The following is a 21305-nucleotide window of genomic DNA, read 5'->3' as shown; positions in this document are numbered from 1 at the left end:
TGATGGGGAAAATTATTCAATTGCCAGATGATTTGTCCAACAAAATTGCAGCAGGTGAAGTCGTTGAAAGACCTGCTTCAGTAGTAAAAGAGCTATTGGAAAACAGCGTGGATGCTGATAGTAAGTGGATTAAGCTAGAGCTTGAAGAAGCGGGTCTTCGTATGATTAAGGTCATTGACGATGGACATGGCATAGAAGCGGATGATTGTGAAAAGGCCTTCTTTAGGCATGCGACGAGTAAAATTACTGATGAATTTGATTTATTTAGAGTGAAAACGTTAGGGTTTAGAGGTGAGGCTTTAGCAAGTATCTCATCTGTCAGCCAATTAACATTAAGAAGCTCCACTGGAGATCAAACTGGTACTGAAATCGTTGTGCATGGCGGGGAAGTTAAGAGCATTCAAAAGCATACCAAGCGTAAAGGAACAGAAATTAGTGTGGAGAATTTGTTTTATAATACACCAGCACGATTAAAATATTTAAAAACGATCCATACTGAGCTAGGTCATATTACAGATACGGTTAATAAAATGGCTTTGTCACACCCAGATATACGTTTTGAGTGCTATCACAATGGCAAAAGAATTTTCTTTACACCAGGTAACGGACAGTTACTTCAAGTCGTCCAGCAAATCTACGGAAAGAAAATCGCTCAAAATATGTTAAACGTTCAAAATGAATCACTAGATTATAGTATTCAAGGATATATAGCGAAACCAGAGATCACACGTTCAAACCGGAACTTCATTTCACTTATTGTAAATGGACGATTTATCAAAAACCCAATTATTAATAAAGCGATTATTGAAGGTTATCATACGTTTTTACCAATAGGTAGGTATCCGATCGTGGTGCTTCAAATAAATATGGATCCCTATTTAGTCGATGTCAATGTTCATCCAGCCAAGACTGAAGTTAGGTTTAGTAAAGAAAAAGAGTTATTTGATATTGTTAAGCAATCTGTTTACGATGTATTACATCGTCAGACTCTGATCCCATCAGGTGCTAAGCAAGAAAAACCAAAATCAACACAGACAAGTTTGTCTTTTGATCCTTTAGAAAACCAAGTCGTGTATCGGAAGATCGAAAACAACTTGAAGATCTTAGCAACGGTTTTCAAATAAATGAAACATTAAATGATAATGATAACTCCAAATTTATTGCAGACGTAACAATAGACCAAGACAACCCTTATGAAAATATAAAAGAAGAGCCTGCAGAAAGCGAGACAATACAAAACGAGCGTATGCCTGTTATGTATCCAATTGGTCAGCTTCATGGTACATACATATTAGCTCAAAATGAGAAGGGGCTATATATGATTGATCAGCATGCGGCTCAAGAGCGAATTAAATATGAGTTTTTTAAGAAAAAAACTCGGAAATCCTGTTAAAGAAGTACAAGAATTATCTGTTCCACTAAGCTTTGAGTTTACAAGTAAAGAGGCTATAACAATTGAGGAAAACAAAGAATTATTCGAGAGTGTAGGTTTATTTTTAGAAAATTTTGGGGATTATAGTTATATCGTTAGAGCTTATCCTAGTTGGTTCCCGAAAGGTGAAGAAGAGCAGATTATTCGAGATATGGTAGATGAATTAATCGATGGCAGGTCAATTAGTATAGAGAAAATTAGAGAAGAAGCGGCTATTCTAATGTCTTGTAAACGATCCATTAAAGCAAACCATTATTTAAATCACCAAGAGATGGAATACCTATTAAATGAGCTTAGAACTTGCCACGATCCATTTACGTGTCCTCACGGAAGACCTATTGTGATACACTTTAGTGAGTATGAATTGCAGCGTATGTTTAAACGAATTATGTAAAGGCTAGGTGTCACAATTGGAGAAACCATTTGTCGTAAGTGTAATCGGTCCAACTGCAGTAGGAAAAACTAAATTAGGAATAGAAATTAGTAAACGATTTAATGGTGAAGTGATAAACGCTGACTCCATGCAATTTTTAAAGGTTTTGATATTGGTTCTGCTAAAGTAACAGACGAAGAAAAAGATGAAATACAGCATCATTTAATCGATCACTTAGACCCGGAAGAAGATTATTCTGCAGCTGAGTTTAAGACTGATTTAAATAAAACGGTTACTAACTTAAATTCTTCTCAAAAGCTTCCAGTTGTTGTGGGAGGTACTGGATTTTATATCCACTCAGCATTATTCAATTTCCAGTTCTCAGATATTAAACGTGATTCTGAATATGTTGAACAAGCTCTTAAGGAGATTGAAATTAAAGGAATTGACCCGTTTTACAATCGTTTAAGACAAGTAGATCCAAAACAGGCAGAAAAAATACATCCACATAATATAAGACGTGTCATAAGAGCACTTGAAGTATATGATTTGTCTGGAAAAACAATGTCAGAAATAGAGGATCAACAAATCGTAACACCAACTTATCGTTCCTTCATTATAGGTTTAAACATGGAACGTGAAATACTATATCGACGAATTAATAAACGAGTCGATTTAATGGTTGAACAAGGGTTAATTGAAGAAGTGCGGGAACTTTATGAAACATATGGACCTAATGTTCAGCCTATGCAAGGCATTGGCTATAAAGAGTGGATTCCTTATTTTAATGGTGTATATGACCAGAGCAGAGCTATTGAATTGATTAAACGAAATACGAGACGGTTTGCTAAGAGACAATTAACGTATTACCGTAATAAAATCCCAAATGTGAATTGGTTTAACATAAATCCAGACAATTATTGGCCAATATTTGAAAATATTTCAAAAAGTAGAAGGAAAGATTAATCATTTATAGAATTATTAATATAACAGATAGATAGAGGAGGAGTTTGTATGGCTAATTCTACAAACGTACAAGATACTTATTTAAACAAATTACGCAAGGAAAAGGTACCATTAACTGTATTTTTGACTAACGGGTTTCAATTACGTGGGGTCGTAAAATCTTTTGATAACTTCACAATTTTAATCGAAGTGGAAGGGAAGCAGCAATTAATTTTTAAACATGCAATCTCTACCTTTGCACCTTCTAGAAATATTGATTTGGAATCATAATATTTACTAAGAGTGTAAATTGATTAAGCCTAACTCTATCACGGGGTTAGGCTTTATTTGATGATAAATACTATTTAAGTATTTTGTTATGAGTTATGTTATAGTAATGATTGCCAAAGAAGATAGTGGTTATATTATATAACAGAGTAGGATAAAAAGGAGCCATTAAATGAACGAACAAGCCATATTAATTGGATGTCAAATTCAAACAGAACATGATCGGATGTTTCAATCATCTATGGATGAACTCAGAGCATTAGCATTTACTGTTGATGCTGAAATTTTAGAAACGTTCACTCAAAAACGTGATAAAGTACATTCAGCTTATTACGTAGGAACTGGAAAAGTCGAAGAAATTAAGTATTATATTCAGGAGAATGAAGTGGATGTTGCTATCATTAATAACGAGCTAACACCTTCTCAATCTCGTAACTTATCCAATACGTTAGATGTTAAAATCATTGATCGAACACAATTAATTTTAGATATATTTGCTATGAGGGCAAGAACGAAGGAAGGTAAACTCCAAGTCGAGCTTGCTCAATTAGAGTATATGCTGCCTCGTTTACATGGTAAAGGTGTTGAATTGTCCCGATTAGGTGGGGGAATTGGTACAAGAGGTCCTGGTGAAACAAAATTAGAAACAGACAGAAGGCATATAAGGAATCGAATTACGGATATTAAAGCCCAATTAAAACAAGTAGCTAAACATCGGAATCAATATCGAGAAAATCGAAAAAGGCGCTCTGCATTTCAAATCTCGATTGTTGGTTACACCAATGCTGGCAAATCAACTTTGTTTAATCGTTTAACACAAGAAACATCACTAGAAGAAGATAAGCTTTTTGCGACTCTTGATCCGCTTACAAGGAGACTAACCTTACCATCTGGCTTTCAAGCTTTACTATCTGATACGGTTGGATTTATTCAAAAATTACCGACAACATTGATTGCAGCTTTTCGCTCGACACTTGAAGAAGTGACAGAAGCTGATTTTATTTTACATGTCGTTGATTGCTCTGACCCACAAGCAATCGAACATGAAAAAACCGTTAAAGAGTTACTAAATGAATTAGAAGCGGATCACTTACCAATTTTGACGGTGTATAACAAAATTGATTTACTTAAAGACGAATTTATTCCTTATTCTCAGCCGAGCATATCGATCACAGCTAAAGATGAATCTCATTTAAAACAACTGTTATTAAAAATTGAAGATGTATTAAAACACGAATGGAAATCTTATAATTTAGCTTTACAATCTGACCAAGGTAAAGTGTTGAATGAATTAAAACATGAATCCATCGTATCGTCTTATACTTTTGATGAAGAACAAGAAGTGTACCACGTGGAAGGATATATTGATCAAGAGAAACCATTATACAATCAATTAATAAAGTGAGTGAACCAATACTGATGGACGCAAATATTTTACAAGTAATAGAAAATACTGAAGAAAACATCAAAGAGCAGTTGAATAAGATCTCTCAAATCGTAACTGATAATCAAGATAAGGTTTTGAATGCATTTCAAATAGCTAAGGTTGGAGACTATCATTTTAACCCAACAACAGGTTATGGTTACGATGATTTAGGGCGCGATAAACTAGAAGAGGTTTATGCGTCGGTTTTGGAGCGGAAGACGCACTCGTTAGACCACAGATTGTGTCAGGCACACATGCGATCACGACAGCACTTTTGGAAATTTAAGGCCAGGGGACGAGCTAGTATCGATTACAGGAAGACCTTATGATACGTTAGAGCAAGTGATTGGTATTAATAAACAAGTCGATGGTTCGCTTAGAGATTTTGGGGTTAACTATAACGAGATTATGTTAACTCAAAGTGGAGGAATTGACTATGAGCAAATAGAACAAGAAATTAGTTCTGATACAAAAATGGTCATGATTCAGCGCTCTAAAGGTTATGCTAACAGACCTTCTTTTTCAATATCTGATACTGAGGAAATGATTCAATTCGTAAAAAATATTAATGAAAATATTATTGTTTTCGTTGATAATTGTTACGGCGAATTTGTTGAAAGACAAGAGCCGACCAATGTAGGCGCTGATTTGATCGCTGGATCACTAATCAAAAATCCTGGAGCAGGTATTGTGAAAACGGGTGGTTATTTAGTTGGAAGAAAAGATTTAATCGAAAGAAGTGCCAATTACTTAGTGGCACCTGGATTAGGAAAAGAGACGGGAGCAAGCTATATAGCTTGCAAGAGATGTTCCAAGGTCTATTCTTAGCTCCACATATAGTCGGTGAAGCATTAAAGGGAGCCATTTATACTTCTAAGCTATTAAATGAAAACGGGTATGAAACAACTCCAAGTTCATATGATCACCGTACAGATTTGATTCAGTCTGTAACGTTTAACACAAAAGAAGAAATGGTGAAGTTTGCCCAAGTTATTCAAAAACAGTCACCGATTAACTCACATGTTACGCCTCATCCGGACTATATGCCAGGGTATGATCATGATGTCATTATGGCTGCTGGAACGTTCATTCAAGGTGCAAGTTTGGAATTAACCGCAGATGGACCTATAAGACCACCTTACACATTATATGTCCAAGGTGGACTAACATATGAACACGTTAAATTAGCTATCACGAAAGCATTAATCATGTTACAAAACTTAAAATCAGGGGTATAAGAACATAGCAGATAACTGTTATGTTCTTTTTTATCCTTTTGTGTTAACTTTCCTAACATTCGTTGACACCTTTTATTCCGTTGTGTATAATATATACTAATTAGGAGGTGGCAAAATGGATTATAAAGACCGAAAAGCGATGCCATTATTTCCGATTAGTATTGTCTCAGAACTGACTGAGCTTAGCGCAAGGCAAATTCGTTACTACGAAGAAAAGAAGTTGGTCACACCTTTACGCTCAGAAGGTAATAGACGATTGTTTAGCTTTTATGATGTTGATCGTTTAATTGAAATTAAACGGTTAATTGATGAAGGCGTAAATTTAGCTGGTATTAAGCAAGTTTTAAAACTTCGAGAAAACCAAGTTCAAGAAAGTCAGGCTAAGTCGCAATCAGAGCACAAAGACTACAAAAAAAGATCTTAGTGAAAAAGAACTTCATCAGCTATTACGACGAGAACTTCTTGAATCTGGTTACTTAAATAAAACATCCATCAACCAAGGAGACCTATCAAGGTTTTACCATTAAATGATGGAATAAAAACAGGAGGAACATATTGAATGAGTAAATTTACTAAAGAAGAGATTTACAAGATCATTAAAGAAGAAAACGTGAAATTTATCCGCCTACAATTTACAGACCTATTAGGAACGATTAAAAACGTTGAAATTCCTTATAGTCAGCTAGACAAAGCATTAGACAACGAGATGATGTTTGATGGGTCTTCAATCGAAGGTTTCGTACGTATTGAAGAATCAGACATGAAATTGCATCCAGATCTTGATACATTTGTTGTATTCCCATGGACGTCTGAAAAAGGTAAAGTAGCTCGTTTTATTTGTGATATTTACAATCCAGATGGTACACCATTTGAAGGGTGCCCTCGTTATAACTTAAAGCGTAATTTAGAACGAATGGAAAAGTTAGGCTTTACAGCATTTAATATTGGAACTGAGCCAGAGTTTTTCTTATTCAAGTTAGATGAAAAAGGCGACCCAACGATGGAACTTAACGATAAAGGTGGTTATTTCGACCTTGCACCTACAGACTTAGGTGAGAACTGCCGTCGTGATATCGTGCTTGAGTTAGAAGAGATGGGATTTGAAATTGAAGCATCCCACCACGAAGTTGCGCCAGGTCAGCACGAAATTGACTTTAAATATTCAGATGCCGTTAAGCACTGTGACGATATCCAAACATTTAAGCTTGTTGTTAAAACAATCGCTCGTAAACATGGCCTGCATGCAACATTCATGCCAAAGCCACTGTTCGGTGTCAATGGTTCGGGTATGCACGCAAATATGTCGCTATTTAAAGGTAAAGAGAATGCGTTCTTTGATGAAAATGGAGAAGAACAGTTAAGTAAAACAGCTTACCAGTTCACTGCAGGTATCGTAAAACACGCGGTTAACTTTACAGCTGTCACAAACCCAACTGTTAACTCTTACAAACGTTTAGTGCCAGGTTATGAAGCGCCTTGTTATGTAGCGTGGTCTGGTCAAAACCGTAGTCCATTAATCCGTATTCCAACTTCACGTGGTTTAAGTACACGTATTGAAGTGCGTAGTGTGGACCCTGCTGCAAATCCATACATGGCGATGTCAGTTATGTTAGCAGCTGGATTAGATGGCGTTGAAAATAAATTAGAGCCACCAAAGCCAGTTGATCGTAACATTTATGTGATGGATAAAGAAGAACGTGTCGCGAATGGTGTTCAAGATTTACCGGCAACTTTATACGATGCCCTTCAAGAACTTAAGAGCGATGACGTGATTAAAGGTGCACTTGGTGAACACTTATTAGAACACTTTATTGAATCAAAAGAAATCGAATGGGATATGTTCAGAACACAAGTTCACCCTTGGGAACGCGAACAATATATGAGTAGTTATTAAACCTCTAAACCTCTTGATACACAATGTATTGAGGGGTTTTTATATATGTGTATCTTATTCAGAATGATTATTAATGGGTAGTTACCCATGATTTACCCATAAAAATTGCAAAAATTTTAATCTCCCAAAATATCATTCATATGGTTTTCGAATTTATTCATTTCTTTCTCATCTAATCGTTTAGAGATGTGAGAATAGACATCAGCTGTAATCTGATAGCTACCGTGACCTACTCGTTCTTGAATGGACTTCATATCCCATCCAGCTTCTAAGAGCAAGACAACGTGTGTGTGTCTTAAAGAGTGAATTGGTAAGGTGGGTAGTCCAGCTTGCTTTAAAATACGTCTAAATGAATTAAACAAAGAACTTTTTGGTAAGTGGCTACCATCTTCTCTACAAAAGACTAAATTCAAATCATGTTTATATTGATCGTCCAGCTGTGTTTTATTTTCATTTTGCCATTTAAGATGAAACTTTAATTTGTCCATTAAGTTTTTTCTTATTGTTATTGTGCGTTTAGATTTATAAGTTTTAGGATCTCCGAATAATTCTCCATCTGAGTTAGCTTGGAAGTCTAACGTTTTATTAATGGTAACTGTAGACTCTTTAAAGTTAATATCAGTCCATTGAATGGCTGCTGCTTCCCCTTTACGAACTCCTGTTTCAATCATAAAGTAATAGAAAATCCAATAAGTATAACCATACTGTCTGGCTGTCTTCAAAAATAAAGGGATATCGTAGGAATCAATAAATTTAATTGATTTCTCTTTTTTCTTCCCTTTAATTACTGCTCCAATAGTTGGATTTCTTTCAACCATATTTAGGTGATATGCTTTTTCCAAAGAGTTTCGTGCTGTGCCATGCACAATTTCTATTGTCCGTTTAGAATATCCTTGGTCATATAAGTGATTTAAAAACTTTTGATATAAAGTTGGCTTTATGTCTTTTAATTTGATATTTTTAAAGTAAGGTATAATATGTTTGTCAATATTTCTTTGGTGTAGTTCATAAGTGTTTTTACGAACTACATCTTTTATATTCTAATAACCAATCTTTAAGGTAATGTTTAAATTGAATATCACTACTAGCCAACTCAAAGTTATTCATTAATTGTTTCTCAACTTCTTGTGCAGCTTGTCGAGCTATAGTTTTCCCAGTAAAACCACGCTTTGACCGTTCCTTTTGTTTGTTAGATATGGGGTCTTTGTATATGACTCGGTACTCCCACATTCCTTTCTTATATTCACGCAAACTTATTCCCATTGTATATTCCTCCCTTTATAGATTTTTGATAACTCTAACAGCTTTTCCTATAATTTTAGCGGGATTTTCTTCAGTTACTAAAATAGGGTCGTAGTTTGTATTATCAGATATTAAAAAAACGGTTTCGCCGTGTTTTTTAATGCGTTTAAGGACTGCTTCTTCGTTTCCATTAATTAACACAGCTGCAATTTCTCCTGACTCAACTGTTGCCTGTTCTCTGATGGTTACTAATGATCCATTAGGAACGGTGGGATACATGGAATCACCTGTAGCTTCTAAACAAAATAAGTTTCCTTTTGGAAGGTTTTCAGGAGATTCATATGTATAACCTTTTATATTTTCCTCTGCTGTAATGGGATCACCGCAAGCAATTTTACCGAGTATTGGTATTGCTAAAGTTCTTGGTGATTCAGGGTAGATGTTATTTGGCTTATCAATTCCTAGTAAATGTTCTGTTGATGTATTTAAAACTTCTGCATATTTACCTATATCATTAATCGGAAACTTTCTTTGTCCACTTTCGTATCTGGATTGAGTTGATTTTGCAATACCTACCCTTCTAGATAGTTCTTCAACAGATAAACCTCGTTCCTTTCTTAATTTTTATTATTCTTATTACTTCTTCTGACGTATTCATCTTAACACTCCTTTTTAAAGAATATATTAACATAGTTCCCATAAGGAAACAATAAAATGTTTTTTGATTATTTTGTTGACAAACGGGAACAACTAAAATAGAATAAGAAACAACAGATGGAGGTGATTCATAGTGAGGTTCAACTTACAACGTTTGAGATATGAACGTTTATCTAGAAAGATTTCTCAAGAAAAGATCGCTGACGCACTTGGCATTACAAGGGCAACCTACCATAAAAAAGAAAATGGAATTATAAAAATAAGTGTAGAAGAATTTTCTGTAATATTAACTATATTAAATATTCCTCATAGTGAAGCGGGTATTTTTTGAACGAATTGTTCCCGAACGGGAACTAACTAAATATTAAGTATCTTTGGCAGCGCATTAGCGCTCTTCTTTTTAACTAAAATGGCGAAAAATGCTGTAAAAAAATGTTGTGATTAGTAAAACGTTGCTATGAAAGGTAGGTGAAATAGTTGTTAGAAGTAAAAGTTGACGGGAAGGTAGTTGAAGAATTGGCCCAAGAAGAAATTCGTAAACGGTTAAAAAATGCCGAATTTGATTTAGTTCTATGGGACAAACACGAATTAACAAGACGTACATGCATGAGTTGGAGCACAATACAAAAATTATTTTTCCATAACCCTGAATTTCCTAAGAAAAAGATAGGGGGAAAATGGTACTTCCCAGCAAAGAAAACGACTCAATTTTTACTTGAATGGTTAGAAGAATAGGAAAGGTAGGTGAAAACCATGTCAACAATATCATATTACCTTAGTGGCTTACTAGGTACATTAATTTGGGTTTAATTTTTGGTTAATTACTGGATAAATCGTAATGAAAGGTAGGTGTAGTAATTGACTGACCTTCTAAATAAAAAATTGATCAACCACCACTTCGCCCAGGTAGAGCAATCAATTATCAGTACCATAGAAAGCCAGTGTAAAACTTACGGACAAGTAAAAACGCTTCTAAATTCTGAGAAAAGAAAAGCAATTTGGATAGATGACCAAGTACTTGTCTCGTTGTTAAATCGAATTAGTGATAAATACGAAAAAGAAAAAGACGACTTACTAATCAAGTCGCCTTAACCTTATCAAACCACTTCAAGTTTAACTATCGCAGACACACTGTAAACTTTATTCTTATTGTCTGCTTCAAAGAAAAATAAAGAGTTAGAAAACAATTCAGTCAAACAAGGAATCAAGCCATCATGTGTATGTGACCATAACTCAACAGGTTCACTTAGTGATGTGCCTTCATTATTTACTTTTTTAATAGGAATTAGGATACCTCCTTCGTAAACAGTAATTGCTTCATTATTGCTAAAAGTGATTTTGACATTATTCATAACAAAACACCTCCTTCCTAAAAACCATTTTAGCAAAGAGAGGACTATTTGAAAGGTAGGTGAGAGCATGCCTAGATATTCAAAAATGACTTGGCCAGAGTGGAATCGTATTTTAAATCGAATTGAGGACATTCAATCAATGGACAGTGAACAGATGAAATTTGAACGTTTCGAGTTATTAAAACGTGATATTGAAGAAGCTTATGATCTAGAAAAAGATGTTATGGCTAAGCGTATGTATAACCGAGTTAAATTATTGACACTTAAAGTGTTGGTGTAGAAAGGAGTAAATAAGATGCCGAAGGTTCAGATAAAACAAGAACAAGAAGCTAAGTTCACTAACCACTTAACGGACTTCATTCGTAGAGAAAATCTTTCCCAACAAGAATTTGATGAGTTAGTAATTCGAGCAAAAGAACACGTCAAAAACCTTTTTTTATACAGATGGAGTTATTAAGTAACCCGCCTAGCAGACGGGCTACCTACTAACTTATCCATTGTGACATTCACGAGAACAATGATAACAACCATCGAATTTTCTGTGAGGATAATCTCTTTTGGCTTGTTGAATAGCGTCCTCACAATTTTTAAATATACCAATGTATGTTCTGTTTTCTTTGTTAGGAAGTCTAAAACAGTCTTCGTCATGAACCTCATGTCGATCATACCGATCTTTGAAGTCGTAGAAGTAATAGTATTTATACATTTCTCACACCCCCTTCCTATATATGTCATTCGACAATTAGGAAGAAAATCCTACAAGGAGGGTCATTAAATGAATGAAACTTTAAAAGAGTTTGTCGAGGATTATAAAGATTTTCCGTTATGGGTGTATTTGTTACCAATATTGGGAGCAATAGTTTTCTTTCCACTTATGACTTTATTTCTAATCGTGTTAGGAGCATAAATATGAATGATTTATTACTAGCATCAAATATTAGAGGGATTGCCAAGGCACTAAAAGATATGCAGGACGAACGCGGAAAAGATGCAATGATTCATTGTGAGGTTGTAGAAAAAACATTTAATCCAAAGCTTAAAAGAATCTGGTTATGATGCCACTTACCGTGGCAAGGCTGAAACAAGGGCACAATATGTTCTAAAGGAAGGAGAACTTAAATGAGTGACTTAACACTTGTGACGAAAGATGGACGTTTCCTAGTTGATAGTCGTGAAGTTGCAATGATGGTGGATAAACAGCATAAGAATTTGATTCGGGACATTTCTAGATATTGCAAAATATTAGCCGGCTCAAATTTGAGCCCACAGGATTACTTCATAGAAAGTTACTACACAGATAAGCAAGGAAAGGTTAGACCTCATTATTATTTAACTAAAATTGGATGCGATATGGTCGCCAACAAAATGACGGGTCAAAAAGGTGTTTTATTTACTGCAGCATATACAAAGAAATTTCAAGAAATGGAAAATCAGCTTCAATCGAGACATCAACCTTCATATATGATTGATGATCCAAAAGAACGAGCTCGCAAATGGATTGAGGAATATGAAGAGAAGGAGCGGTTAGAAATTGAAAATCAAGAACTTAAACCGAAAGCCACTTATACAGACCATGTGCTACAAACCAAATCTCTCATGTCCGCTACAGATATCGCAAAAGATTACGGTTGGGGAGCTCCTACTCTTAATAAAGTGCTAAGTGAATTAGGTATTCAATATAAACAGGGTGGTTCCTGGCATTTGTATTATAAATTTCAAAACAAAGGTTACACCGGATCTAAAACGCACATTATTGATGAGGAAACATCGAAGCGCCATATGTACTGGACCCAGAAAGGGCGAATGTTCATTTATAACGCGTTAAAAGAAGAAAAAGGCATTGTGCCGATTATGGAAAGAGAACGGGACGGAAACCAGCTGAAATTAATCTAGAAAGGAGAATAACATTGGCTCAAAACCAACAAGTATCGCTTGCCAAAAAATTAGAAATCCTACACCAGCAAGTTCATTCCTATGCACATGATCTAGAAACCATTATGGCTGGATTAGAAGAACATCAGAATTCGCATTCTATTGAGTACCTTCACGACACGATAAAGGTGCGTTAAGCGATTTGGAATCACTTTATGGTGAATTAAAAGGGGATGGCGAGAGCGATGAAACATTGTCAGAGGTTTTTCATCGCGCCCACCTGTAAAAGTAACTTAGTTTATTATACATCTTCTATATTTGGTACGCAATGAAAGGAGGGGAGATATGAGAAAGACGGACTTTTTACCGAATTTACTCAAGACAAAGGAGAGGTTATCAATGATTAAAGATGCATTAGAGTACTTATTGGGATTAAAAGAAGCCACGATTCATAAAGAGAATGATCAAGTGTATTCCGATCAACCGCTTCATTTACTCAAAGAACCAACACCGGATATGTTAACGGTTAATAGCTTAAGCAGCGTGGTGAACTATATTCAGTCACATTTTGATACTAAGGACAAGCTAATGATTCATATTGAGAGTCCGACTGACGTTTATGTATTTTCACAAGTTAACGCTAACTTGAACCGTGAACAATGGTTACATGCTCAGGCCTTATTACCTCGATTCCGTTTTGATCACTTCTATGATACAGAAGAGATTAACATTAAGCTTCAATCTTGCTTTGTACGAAATGACCATCGAGATATCATGCTCAAAATTGTTGGAAATATCAAGGAAGAAGCGGTCCGATCAATGGGAGATGACGGTGTATCACAAGCTGTTACAGCCAAACAGGAGTTGCAACTGTAGGAAATGTCAAAGTACCTAACCCAGTTTCATTAGCCCCTTATCGTACATTTGTTGAAATTAAACAACCGGTTAGTGATTTTGTCTTCCGTATGCAAAATGGACCGTCATGTGCTTTATTTGAAGCGGATGGTGGAGCCTGGAAGTTAGAAGCGATGAATCTCATTAGACATTATTTTGAGGAACAGTTAAAGACTGAAATTGAAACCGGAGACGTTCATATTATCGCTTAAACATAAAAATCCTGCTCTCTCAGGTGAGAGCAGGACAAAATAGAGTCTTGCATGAATTAGTTTAAACAACAATGGAATTGATTGCAATAGTTAGCACAACGCACAGGAGGTCATAATCATGGCTAAATTTAGAATGGTTCATACTGATTTTGGAATGATGCAACGGTAGTAGAGGAAATGACACCAGAGGATAAGTTTTTCTATTTATATTTACTCACCAATCCTAAAACGACCCAAATAGGAATCTATCAAATTACAAAAAAACAAATGGCGTTTGATCTAGGCTATTCACCTGAAAGTATTAATTCTCTTTTACACCGATTTATACATGTTCACAAGCGTGTGATTTATAATCCTGAGACCAGGGAGATCGCCTTAATCAACTGGGGAAAATATAACCTAAATCGTGGAGGCAAACCCATTTTGGATTGTGTAAAAGCTGAATTAAAAGAGATAAAAGATAAAAGTCTCATCCCTATCGTTGGTGAACATATTCAAAAACCGGAGATAAAATTCTTTTACGACTCGTATAACGACACGGTGAATGATATTAACGATACGTCAACTGGATTAGACGAAGAAAATACTAAAATCACTGACGAAGTGGCACTACATCAGCCTTTTTACGATACGTCAGACGATACGGTTACGATAAGGGGACAAGAAAAAGAAGAAGAAGAAGAAAAAGAAGAAGAAAACAACAAGAAGAAGAAGTAGAAGAAGACACGCCAACTACTTCAACTCCGTCTTCTGATGATGCCATTGTTTTTTACCAACATAACATCGGTCTTCCAAGTCCTTTTGAACAAGAATCAATTTTAACTTGGATTAAGGACACCAATGAATCGTTAGTCATTGAAGCGATGAAGCGGGCCATATTACGCGGTAAACCATCTTGGGGTTATGCTCAGAGAATTTTAAGAGACTGGAACCGTAAAAACATTAATACAGTCGAGCAAGCTCAAGCTGAAGAAGTCGAGTTTGAAAACTATCAATCTAACAAATCTAATCGAAAAGCCGCTTCTGCACCATTACCCAAATGGTTTGAAGAAGAAAAACGAAAACCTAAGCCACAAGAACCTAAAGAACAAATGTCTGACGAAGAAAAGGCTAATAAACGAGCCGAGTTAGAACAGTTTGTAAAACAGTATAAAACTAAAGGGTCGGTCAGCCAGTGAGTATTCATATCGCATTAGGTGATTATAATTTAGATTTTACGGATCAGGAGTTAACACAGTTTAAAGACATGTGGAAAGAAGAGTGGTCTGTTAACGATATAGCGAAGCGGTTAAAGCGAGATACGGTCGAAATCATTGTGTTGGTTATGGACCAGTGGTTATCGAATCAAATCGCACCAAGAAACAGAGGCATTTTTTAACTTAATTTGAGAACGGAAGGGGCAACTAGAATGTTAACAGCTGTCGTAAGTGTCAGTGTACTAGCAGGCATTTGTTTATATTTACAAGGCTCTAAAAAATAGAGGTGATAATATTGAGTAAAACCGATGTAAAACAGTGTGTCGAGTGTAAAACCAAACGTGCTGATTATGCTGGTGGTCATCTATGTGAGGACTGCTATAGAAAGTTTTTAAGAGAGAAGGCATAGGAGTTGAAACAATGACAGTACCACGAATATTACATTATCCAGGTAGCAAATGGAGCATGGCCAGTTGGATTATTAGCCATATGCCAGAACATAAAACATATTTAGAACCGTTCTTTGGATCAGGAGCCGTATTCTTTAATAAGCCTAAAAGCAAGATTGAAACGATTAATGACTTAGATTCGAGTGTGGTCAATTTATTTAAAATGATTCGTGATAATCCGGAAGAGTTAGCCAGACAAATTAGTTTTACACCTTTATCGCGTGAAGAGTATTACACGTCTTATAACGATCATACAGGTGACTCATTAGAAGACGCTAGACGCTTTTTAATTCGTTGTTGGCAAGCGATAGGGGCGAAGACAAGCGACCGTACAGGATGGAGAAGCTTAATAAGTTCAAATGGACCAGATACTGCAGCAGATTGGAACAAGCTTTCTCAAAAGATATTGATAGTGGCTGAGCGTCTGAAACAAGCGCAGATTGAGAATCAACCAGCTGAGAAGTTACTGGAACGGTACCGAAGAGAAGACGTACTCATATATGCAGATCCACCATATGTTCTTGAGACTCGAACCAAAAGACATTATAAACATGAAATGGACACTAAAGGTCACATTGAATTATTAAGTTTACTAAATCAACATCCGGGTCCAGTTATTTTGTCTGGATATAATCACGATTTATACAATGATTACTTAGAAGGTTGGCATAAAGAAACGTTGCAAGTTTTGGCTGAAGCAGGAGCTAAACGTGAAGAAGTTTTATGGATAAATCCTATTGCTGCTGAAACAGGGTATTATCAGCAAAATTTATTTGAACTGTATTAGAAAGATTAACTCTATCAGTCCACATAAAACTAATGAACTAGGACTAAGTACATTCGAAAAATATATAAGTGGTTGTAAAGAGGCGATTAAAATTATTTCGTATTTTTAATTTGACTAGCTAAATATGCAATAACATAAATGCTAAACAACGCTATAAACGAATAAAAATAATTCCAATTATTTAAAACATAAAATATCAATGCTGCTTAAAATGGGAAGTACTGTAAAGGCTACGATTACAGAATATATAGCCCCTTTTAAATAAGCATTAATATTCCTGAATAACTGAATGGTAAACATCACTGAAATAGGAATTAACACAAAGTCCCAGGGAACGTAATTCGGAGCCATGGGGAACGTCGTATCTGTAGTCATACCAACCAAAAAATTGACCTGAAGTATCAATTGCAGCTGCTAATATGGCGGTTGTTAAACCAGCTAATAATAAGCTTTTTCTTTCATTACGCTTATGGAACATAATCCATACAAGTATAGGGCCAATGGTTAATATAACACCTAACCACCAATGCCAATCAAATAGGACATATTCGGTCCACAGTTGTAATTTATATTCCCGTGCTTCAAGAAGTTGTTGGTTCATTTGATCAGATAATTTGGGGTATTGATTCATTTTAAATCACCTCTCATACATCTATAGTGTTACAAATCCTAATAATTCATACATCTATAGTGTTACAAATCCTAATAATGATATGTATGAAATTGTGAAAATTAAATAAGGCTCCCTTCATATCAAGAGAGCCTTGTAGGCAGACTGAAGGATATACCTATTAACCAAATACATGATGAGGAGTTCAACCTCAGCTATATATATGCTCAAATATCAAAAGATGACAATACATTTGTATGAATGTTTTTAAAAGAATTCCCCACAAGGAAAAAGAGTTATGTTTTAATTGAGAGCTACTAGGGTGGATTAGTAACCGATTAAAACTGTATCAATACTATTCTTTATTTTTATTCAAGTATTGATAAATTAAGACGTCTAACTTTTGACTTAACTTTAGCGTTTCATGATGAGTTAATCCTTTTTCAAGACCAGTTCTCACCATTTCTTTACGTAAGTCGATAATTTGCTCATATAGATTTAGTTGAATCATCAACACCTCGATCATACCCTGTGGGGACAATACTATAAGCTTAACATTTTTATATAGTTAATTAGAACTATGATTTGGTTTAATAAGGTTTGTTGGAAAAGGGGAGTAAATATTGAAAATCTACGTCCAAGAGATACATTATCAAAACCAAGATGGAGAACAGCTTGTTGCTATTAAAACATTCATGAGTCAGCCGAATCAATTTAGTTATATTGTGTTCATATAAACTCGGGAGGTAGTTCAATGCCAACAGTTACCAGACAATCCATTATTCCAGCAGGTCACCCGCTTCCTGAAATTAATAAACATGTTTGGATAAAGATTGCTGATGTTTATTATATTTACCGGGTACTGTCTATCGACAACATTAGTTGGACTTCTCAATGCGACATTAAAGTTAAATATCAAGCTGTACTAGAAGCTAAAACGTGAACTACTCGTATTTTGATTAAAAGGGGGACAGTCAATTGAGAAACTTAAAGCATTTAGATCCTTATCGTTATCCACTCATGGGCCACTGGGGAAATAGCTATAACGGAGCATTTAAATTGAAAATCAATGGTGAGCGATACACTGTCATCGCATCTAACGGAGAAGGATGGGAACATGTGTCGATTAGTCATCACCAAATGGTTCCGAGTTGGGATACAATGAATCAACTTAAAGATTTATTTTTGAAGAACATGAAGCGGTTATGCAGCTGCATCCACCTAAGAACAACTACATAAACAACCACCCTAACTGTTTGCATTTATGGATACCAGTTGACCAAGTATTACCCGTACCGCCTTATTGGTTAGTGGGAATGAAGGGATGATCGTATGTTCAAAGATGTAGAGCAAACTATGACATGGATAAGAGATGTATTACAAGAGGTACCTAAAACGCTATGAACAAAATGAAGCGGCTATTGTTGAATTAGAACAAGAACAACTAGATTTATTACATGTAACAGAGTTTAGCAATTTCAATGCAAGCGAAGGTTATAGTTTATCTAAAGAAGTTAAGGAAGTACGAATGAAACGCCGACAATTAAAAAACGAAAATGAATTACTTCATGAGTGTTTGAAGGTCATTAAGAAAATGAACCCTCATATAAATCAACTGAATCAATCCATAGGCACCATTCGAAACATTAAAAAGAATCAGGAAGTCCGTTCTTATAAATGCCGAGTACGAGACGATTTACAAAGAAGAGTCATCTAAAGGTGGATCACGATGAACTGTTCAAGATGTGATAAAGACTTAGTGAACAAGGTTTATAAAATAAAATTTCGTGATGAAGTTTTATGTTGGCCATGTTATAAAAGTATTCCTCAACAAGAACGCCTACAAGCGATTCAAGAACGTCACAAAGGATGATGACATGTATACCAAAGAACAGCAAATAGGAAAGCGATACAAACAGAAGCGGAGTCAAAAAACACGGATTACTCAAAAGGTTAGAAAAGAAGTGAAAAGGAGATCACAAGGAAAGTGCGAACGTTGCGGAACCACAAGTGCCTGGTCATTTGAAATGGCTCATTTAATTCAAGCAAGTCAAGGTGGTCGTGGTGACGATCCAGCTAATATTGTTCTCCTTTGCGGTCCATCTGTCAATACAGGAACCTGTCATAACGTTGCGGATTATACAGCCAAAGGGCGTGAATGGCGAATAGCTAAACACAAAGAACTCGAAGCTTATTACGGTCAAGCAAAAAACATAAAGGGATGAAGCGGTTAACAAGGGTTATAAACAGAAAGATGAGGTGTAACCATGCATATTACTGAAAAGCAACTGAAATTAATAACAGAAACAGCCTCTCAAGAAGCTATTAAAGCTTACCGAGAACAAGAATCTAAACAACAGAAGGATAAACATGATCGTCGCCTCAGAAATATTAAATTATTACTTAGAAACTATCGAATGTTTATCTTGCATTGTCGTGATGTTAAACAGGATTTAATAGAATTAGAGAAGCCTAAGGATATCATTGCAGAACTTGAAGCGGATGAGCATGCTATTGAAGCCATTAAACGCAGCAAAGAACGGACATTAATTATGGTGAACTTCATTAATGAAATGTTGGACGTTTATAAACTTATTTGTGAACGGTCGATTAAGCCAGAAGTCAAACGTCGTTATGATATCATCCATCAGCTGTATATCTCAGATAAGGAAAAAACGGCAAAAGAAATTGCGACATGTCACTTTATCGATGAAAGAACCGTTTATCGTGATGTAAATAAAGCTTGCGAAACCTTGTCAGCCTTGATGTTTGGTGTTGACAGTATTAAGTTTAACGGCTAGTAGTTCATGTCATAAACGTGTCAGTTACATGTCAGTCAAAAGGTGTTACTATAGTAGTATCAAATAATTATGACAAAATTTGATGTTATTAGATTTGTTAACTGTATTCCCCTAAACACTAACTGTAATTGCCTTGCAGTTAGCCAGATTAACACCCATACACTGTGTGGGTGTTTTTGTTAATTAGGAAGGAAACACCTAGCTTTTGTCGAATTACACCGTAAGGAAGGGAGGTGTAATTATGGCAATTGATCCGACTATCGTAGATTTAAGCACCAGATTAGGAAGCGTTGTCGCAAACAATACTATTCCTACAATTATGGATCGTATTAATCAAGCGAAAGCAACAAAAGAAAAAGACCAAACGATTAAGTATTTAGAAGGAATAATTAACGATCTAATCTCAGATAAAATGAATTAGTTACAATATCAAGAGCTTATGAAGAGGAATTGATTGAGAAAAAAAAAAATTTCGGAAGATGATATTGATTATATCTCAAACAATTTAATGCCTTTAATTGAAAATTTAGTTCATCAGCAATCCGATGAACATAAAGCTGAGAAGATGGAAAAGGACTTAGAAATGATGAAACCTTTACTGTCTGATAGAACATTTAAAATCCTTCAATTACTTGGTTTTAATTTTAAAAGAGCAATTGGTGAACCTCTTACTGAATTAGTAGATAATTATATAACAAGTCAAATTCCACTTAATGATGAAATTAGCATAGAAAACAGAAACCTTGCAGAGAGAAAAACTATTGAATTTTATAAAATTCTGCAGGACAAAGAAGCATATGAAAGATTAAAGGAAGTCAATAGTAGATTATTTACTAATGAACAAAGTTAAAGGCATCTCTCAATGAGGTGTCTTTTTTATGTGGTGATTAGATGGATTTAAAATTAATTAAACAACTAATCTTAGAAGATAAACTCGTAAGATTCTATCAATCTAAAGCTTGGCGTTCATTAAGGATTAATGTTTTAGAACGTGATAACTACGAATGTCAGGAGTGCAAACGACAGGGCAGAGTTTCACCAGCACAAAACGTTCACCATATTAAAGAAGTGAAGAAGCATCCAGAGTTAGCTTTAGTTGAAGACAATTGTGAAGGTATTTGTATTAAATGTCATAATAAAGAGCATGAACGTTTAGAAAAATATATACGAAAAAGAAACCCAAATTCATCAGTGAAGAGCGCTGGTGAATTTTTATGCCCCCCCGGTCAAAACTTTTCGCGATTTATTGGGGAACGTCGAAACGGGGAGGGCTAACGGAAAAAATATTTTGCCTCGCGCGCACATGAGAGGGGGGTGGGGGTTATGCCGAAGCCATCAAAAACGAAACAAAGTGAAATGGTTCAAGAGGAGATTGACCGCTTAAATTCCGTTTTATTGATTTGCCTGAATCTAAACGAGAAGTGGCCAAAGAATTAATCGAACGAATTGCATTCATGACAATTCAATTAGAAATACTGGAAGACACGATTAAAACTAAAGGTCCAACTTATACTTATAAAAATGGATCTCAAAAGATGTTGATTGAAAATCCTGCTCAGAAATCTTACAACACAACGATGAATCGATATACAGCTGCATATGGAAAAATTGTTTGACTTGCTTAATTTTATAAAAGA

General features: G+C 35.4%; 31 protein-coding genes and 7 pseudogenes. 31 read left to right on the top strand and 7 right to left on the bottom strand.

What is annotated here, in order from left to right; genetic code table 11:
* The first annotated feature begins 2 nt into the window (after window positions 1-2).
* The 8 genes and pseudogenes from mutL (at window position 3) to glnA (ending at window position 7596) form a co-directional block, all read left to right on the top strand.
* Window positions 3-1826 (top strand): annotated as a pseudogene (mutL, locus tag JCM13188_RS00545) (DNA mismatch repair endonuclease MutL).
* Between the two features lie 16 nt (window positions 1827-1842).
* Window positions 1843-1995 carry a hypothetical protein gene (locus JCM13188_RS17370; protein ID WP_279401191.1) on the top strand — a complete coding sequence of 51 codons (153 nt, stop codon included), beginning with the start codon at window positions 1843-1845 and terminating at the stop codon, window positions 1993-1995.
* On the top strand, window positions 1959-2771 hold the full coding sequence (gene miaA, locus JCM13188_RS00540; RefSeq protein WP_369404751.1) for a tRNA (adenosine(37)-N6)-dimethylallyltransferase MiaA: 813 nt from the start codon (window positions 1959-1961) through the stop codon (window positions 2769-2771). Before JCM13188_RS17370 ends, miaA begins: the two co-directional genes overlap by 37 nt.
* Window positions 2772-2819: 48 nt before the next feature.
* Window positions 2820-3041: an RNA chaperone Hfq gene (gene hfq, locus JCM13188_RS00535; RefSeq protein ID WP_054751429.1), complete on the top strand. Its 222-nt coding sequence runs from the start codon at window positions 2820-2822 to the stop codon at window positions 3039-3041.
* A 169-nt stretch (window positions 3042-3210) separates the two neighbouring features.
* The gene (hflX, locus tag JCM13188_RS00530; protein ID WP_054751427.1) at window positions 3211-4443 is read left to right on the top strand and encodes a GTPase HflX; all 1233 of its coding nucleotides are present in this window, start codon (window positions 3211-3213) and stop codon (window positions 4441-4443) included.
* 14 nt (window positions 4444-4457) lie between these two features.
* Window positions 4458-5702: pseudogene (locus tag JCM13188_RS00525) on the top strand (methionine gamma-lyase family protein).
* 115 nt (window positions 5703-5817) lie between these two features.
* A pseudogene (locus tag JCM13188_RS00520) lies at window positions 5818-6229 on the top strand (MerR family transcriptional regulator).
* Between the two features lie 32 nt (window positions 6230-6261).
* The gene (glnA, locus tag JCM13188_RS00515) at window positions 6262-7596 is read left to right on the top strand and encodes a type I glutamate--ammonia ligase (RefSeq protein ID WP_054751425.1); all 1335 of its coding nucleotides are present in this window, start codon (window positions 6262-6264) and stop codon (window positions 7594-7596) included.
* A gap of 116 nt (window positions 7597-7712) precedes the next feature.
* Here the strand turns inward: glnA and JCM13188_RS00510 are convergent.
* From JCM13188_RS00510 to JCM13188_RS17360, 3 genes and pseudogenes are all read right to left on the bottom strand, one after another.
* Window positions 7713-8859: pseudogene (locus tag JCM13188_RS00510) on the bottom strand (tyrosine-type recombinase/integrase).
* Window positions 8860-8874: 15 nt separating this feature from the next.
* A complete protein-coding gene (locus JCM13188_RS17365; protein ID WP_369404750.1) occupies window positions 8875-9279 on the bottom strand; it encodes a LexA family protein in 405 nt (134 codons plus the stop codon).
* Window positions 9280-9306: 27 nt separating this feature from the next.
* Window positions 9307-9450, bottom strand: a pseudogene (locus tag JCM13188_RS17360) (helix-turn-helix domain-containing protein); the annotation flags it as partial.
* Window positions 9451-9628: 178 nt separating this feature from the next.
* On the opposite strand from JCM13188_RS17360, the gene JCM13188_RS00500 reads away from it, so the two are divergent.
* From JCM13188_RS00500 to JCM13188_RS00490, 3 genes are all read left to right on the top strand, one after another.
* Entirely contained in the window at window positions 9629-9826 is a 198-nt protein-coding gene (locus tag JCM13188_RS00500) for a helix-turn-helix domain-containing protein (RefSeq protein WP_279401190.1), read from the top strand.
* A 146-nt stretch (window positions 9827-9972) separates the two neighbouring features.
* Window positions 9973-10230, top strand: coding sequence for a group-specific protein (locus JCM13188_RS00495; protein ID WP_054751422.1), 258 nt, complete (start codon window positions 9973-9975; stop codon window positions 10228-10230).
* 123 nt (window positions 10231-10353) lie between these two features.
* Window positions 10354-10587, top strand: coding sequence for a hypothetical protein (locus tag JCM13188_RS00490; protein WP_054751420.1), 234 nt, complete (start codon window positions 10354-10356; stop codon window positions 10585-10587).
* 5 nt (window positions 10588-10592) lie between these two features.
* Here the strand turns inward: JCM13188_RS00490 and JCM13188_RS00485 are convergent, their stop codons facing one another.
* Window positions 10593-10847: a hypothetical protein gene (locus JCM13188_RS00485; RefSeq protein ID WP_054751418.1), complete on the bottom strand. Its 255-nt coding sequence runs from the start codon at window positions 10845-10847 to the stop codon at window positions 10593-10595.
* A gap of 67 nt (window positions 10848-10914) precedes the next feature.
* Here JCM13188_RS00485 and JCM13188_RS00480 point away from each other — a divergent pair, with 67 nt between their 5' ends.
* Window positions 10915-11127, top strand: a complete 213-nt coding sequence (locus JCM13188_RS00480) for a hypothetical protein (protein WP_054751416.1) — start codon at window positions 10915-10917, stop codon at window positions 11125-11127.
* Window positions 11128-11142: 15 nt separating this feature from the next.
* Entirely contained in the window at window positions 11143-11304 is a 162-nt protein-coding gene (locus tag JCM13188_RS17355; RefSeq protein WP_279401189.1) for a hypothetical protein, read from the top strand.
* Window positions 11305-11337: 33 nt separating this feature from the next.
* Here the strand turns inward: JCM13188_RS17355 and JCM13188_RS00475 are convergent, their stop codons facing one another.
* Window positions 11338-11553 carry a hypothetical protein gene (locus tag JCM13188_RS00475; protein WP_054751414.1) on the bottom strand — a complete coding sequence of 72 codons (216 nt, stop codon included), beginning with the start codon at window positions 11551-11553 and terminating at the stop codon, window positions 11338-11340.
* Between the two features lie 69 nt (window positions 11554-11622).
* Between JCM13188_RS00475 and JCM13188_RS17350 the strand changes: the two genes are divergently transcribed.
* From JCM13188_RS17350 to JCM13188_RS00445, 9 genes and pseudogenes are all read left to right on the top strand, one after another.
* Window positions 11623-11754, top strand: a complete 132-nt coding sequence (locus tag JCM13188_RS17350; RefSeq protein ID WP_279401188.1) for a hypothetical protein — start codon at window positions 11623-11625, stop codon at window positions 11752-11754.
* 2 nt (window positions 11755-11756) lie between these two features.
* The gene (locus JCM13188_RS17345) at window positions 11757-11903 is read left to right on the top strand and encodes a hypothetical protein (RefSeq protein ID WP_279401187.1); all 147 of its coding nucleotides are present in this window, start codon (window positions 11757-11759) and stop codon (window positions 11901-11903) included.
* Window positions 11904-11966: 63 nt separating this feature from the next.
* Window positions 11967-12740 carry a phage antirepressor KilAC domain-containing protein gene (locus JCM13188_RS00470; protein ID WP_054751412.1) on the top strand — a complete coding sequence of 258 codons (774 nt, stop codon included), beginning with the start codon at window positions 11967-11969 and terminating at the stop codon, window positions 12738-12740.
* A 14-nt stretch (window positions 12741-12754) separates the two neighbouring features.
* Window positions 12755-12916, top strand: a complete 162-nt coding sequence (locus JCM13188_RS17340; protein ID WP_279401186.1) for a hypothetical protein — start codon at window positions 12755-12757, stop codon at window positions 12914-12916.
* A gap of 202 nt (window positions 12917-13118) precedes the next feature.
* A pseudogene (locus JCM13188_RS00465) lies at window positions 13119-13825 on the top strand (hypothetical protein).
* 177 nt (window positions 13826-14002) lie between these two features.
* Complete coding sequence (locus JCM13188_RS00460; RefSeq protein WP_054751410.1) at window positions 14003-14542, top strand: hypothetical protein; 540 nt, start codon at window positions 14003-14005, stop codon at window positions 14540-14542.
* Between the two features lie 44 nt (window positions 14543-14586).
* Entirely contained in the window at window positions 14587-15003 is a 417-nt protein-coding gene (locus JCM13188_RS00455) for a DnaD domain-containing protein (RefSeq protein WP_279401222.1), read from the top strand.
* Complete coding sequence (locus JCM13188_RS00450) at window positions 15000-15203, top strand: hypothetical protein (protein ID WP_054751407.1); 204 nt, start codon at window positions 15000-15002, stop codon at window positions 15201-15203. The genes JCM13188_RS00455 and JCM13188_RS00450 overlap by 4 nt, the downstream gene beginning before the upstream one ends.
* 238 nt (window positions 15204-15441) lie before the next feature.
* Complete coding sequence (locus JCM13188_RS00445) at window positions 15442-16257, top strand: DNA adenine methylase (RefSeq protein WP_054751405.1); 816 nt, start codon at window positions 15442-15444, stop codon at window positions 16255-16257.
* Between the two features lie 268 nt (window positions 16258-16525).
* Here the strand turns inward: JCM13188_RS00445 and JCM13188_RS00440 are convergent, their stop codons facing one another.
* Window positions 16526-16888: a hypothetical protein gene (locus tag JCM13188_RS00440; protein ID WP_054751403.1), complete on the bottom strand. Its 363-nt coding sequence runs from the start codon at window positions 16886-16888 to the stop codon at window positions 16526-16528.
* Between the two features lie 334 nt (window positions 16889-17222).
* On the bottom strand, window positions 17223-17378 hold the full coding sequence (locus JCM13188_RS17335) for a Spo0E family sporulation regulatory protein-aspartic acid phosphatase (RefSeq protein ID WP_279401185.1): 156 nt from the start codon (window positions 17376-17378) through the stop codon (window positions 17223-17225).
* Between the two features lie 243 nt (window positions 17379-17621).
* On the opposite strand from JCM13188_RS17335, the gene JCM13188_RS00435 reads away from it, so the two are divergent.
* The 9 genes and pseudogenes from JCM13188_RS00435 to JCM13188_RS00395 all read left to right on the top strand — a co-directional run bounded on the left by JCM13188_RS00435 (window position 17622) and on the right by JCM13188_RS00395 (window position 21284).
* Complete coding sequence (locus JCM13188_RS00435) at window positions 17622-17810, top strand: hypothetical protein (RefSeq protein WP_054751401.1); 189 nt, start codon at window positions 17622-17624, stop codon at window positions 17808-17810.
* A gap of 77 nt (window positions 17811-17887) precedes the next feature.
* A pseudogene (locus JCM13188_RS00430) lies at window positions 17888-18195 on the top strand (DUF7694 domain-containing protein).
* A 44-nt stretch (window positions 18196-18239) separates the two neighbouring features.
* Complete coding sequence (locus tag JCM13188_RS00425; protein ID WP_054751398.1) at window positions 18240-18584, top strand: hypothetical protein; 345 nt, start codon at window positions 18240-18242, stop codon at window positions 18582-18584.
* Between the two features lie 160 nt (window positions 18585-18744).
* Window positions 18745-19092, top strand: a complete 348-nt coding sequence (locus tag JCM13188_RS00420; RefSeq protein ID WP_054751395.1) for an HNH endonuclease — start codon at window positions 18745-18747, stop codon at window positions 19090-19092.
* A 42-nt stretch (window positions 19093-19134) separates the two neighbouring features.
* On the top strand, window positions 19135-19668 hold the full coding sequence (locus JCM13188_RS00415; RefSeq protein ID WP_054751393.1) for a hypothetical protein: 534 nt from the start codon (window positions 19135-19137) through the stop codon (window positions 19666-19668).
* Between the two features lie 241 nt (window positions 19669-19909).
* Window positions 19910-20089 (top strand): hypothetical protein, encoded by a 180-nt coding sequence (locus tag JCM13188_RS00410; RefSeq protein ID WP_054751391.1) that lies wholly within the window; start codon window positions 19910-19912, stop codon window positions 20087-20089.
* A gap of 33 nt (window positions 20090-20122) precedes the next feature.
* Window positions 20123-20518, top strand: a complete 396-nt coding sequence (locus JCM13188_RS00405; protein WP_054751389.1) for a hypothetical protein — start codon at window positions 20123-20125, stop codon at window positions 20516-20518.
* A gap of 41 nt (window positions 20519-20559) precedes the next feature.
* Window positions 20560-20943: an HNH endonuclease gene (locus JCM13188_RS00400; RefSeq protein ID WP_279401184.1), complete on the top strand. Its 384-nt coding sequence runs from the start codon at window positions 20560-20562 to the stop codon at window positions 20941-20943.
* Window positions 20944-21089: 146 nt separating this feature from the next.
* A complete protein-coding gene (locus JCM13188_RS00395) occupies window positions 21090-21284 on the top strand; it encodes a hypothetical protein (RefSeq protein ID WP_279401183.1) in 195 nt (64 codons plus the stop codon).
* The last annotated feature ends 21 nt before the right edge of the window (window positions 21285-21305 follow it).

The sequence above is a fragment of the Piscibacillus salipiscarius JCM 13188 genome (genome assembly GCF_001311865.1).
GTDB classification, from domain to species: domain Bacteria; phylum Bacillota; class Bacilli; order Bacillales; family Alkalibacillaceae; genus Piscibacillus; species Piscibacillus salipiscarius.
Note: the sequence above shows the minus strand (reverse complement) of the source record. Positions and strands in the feature narration are given on the sequence as shown.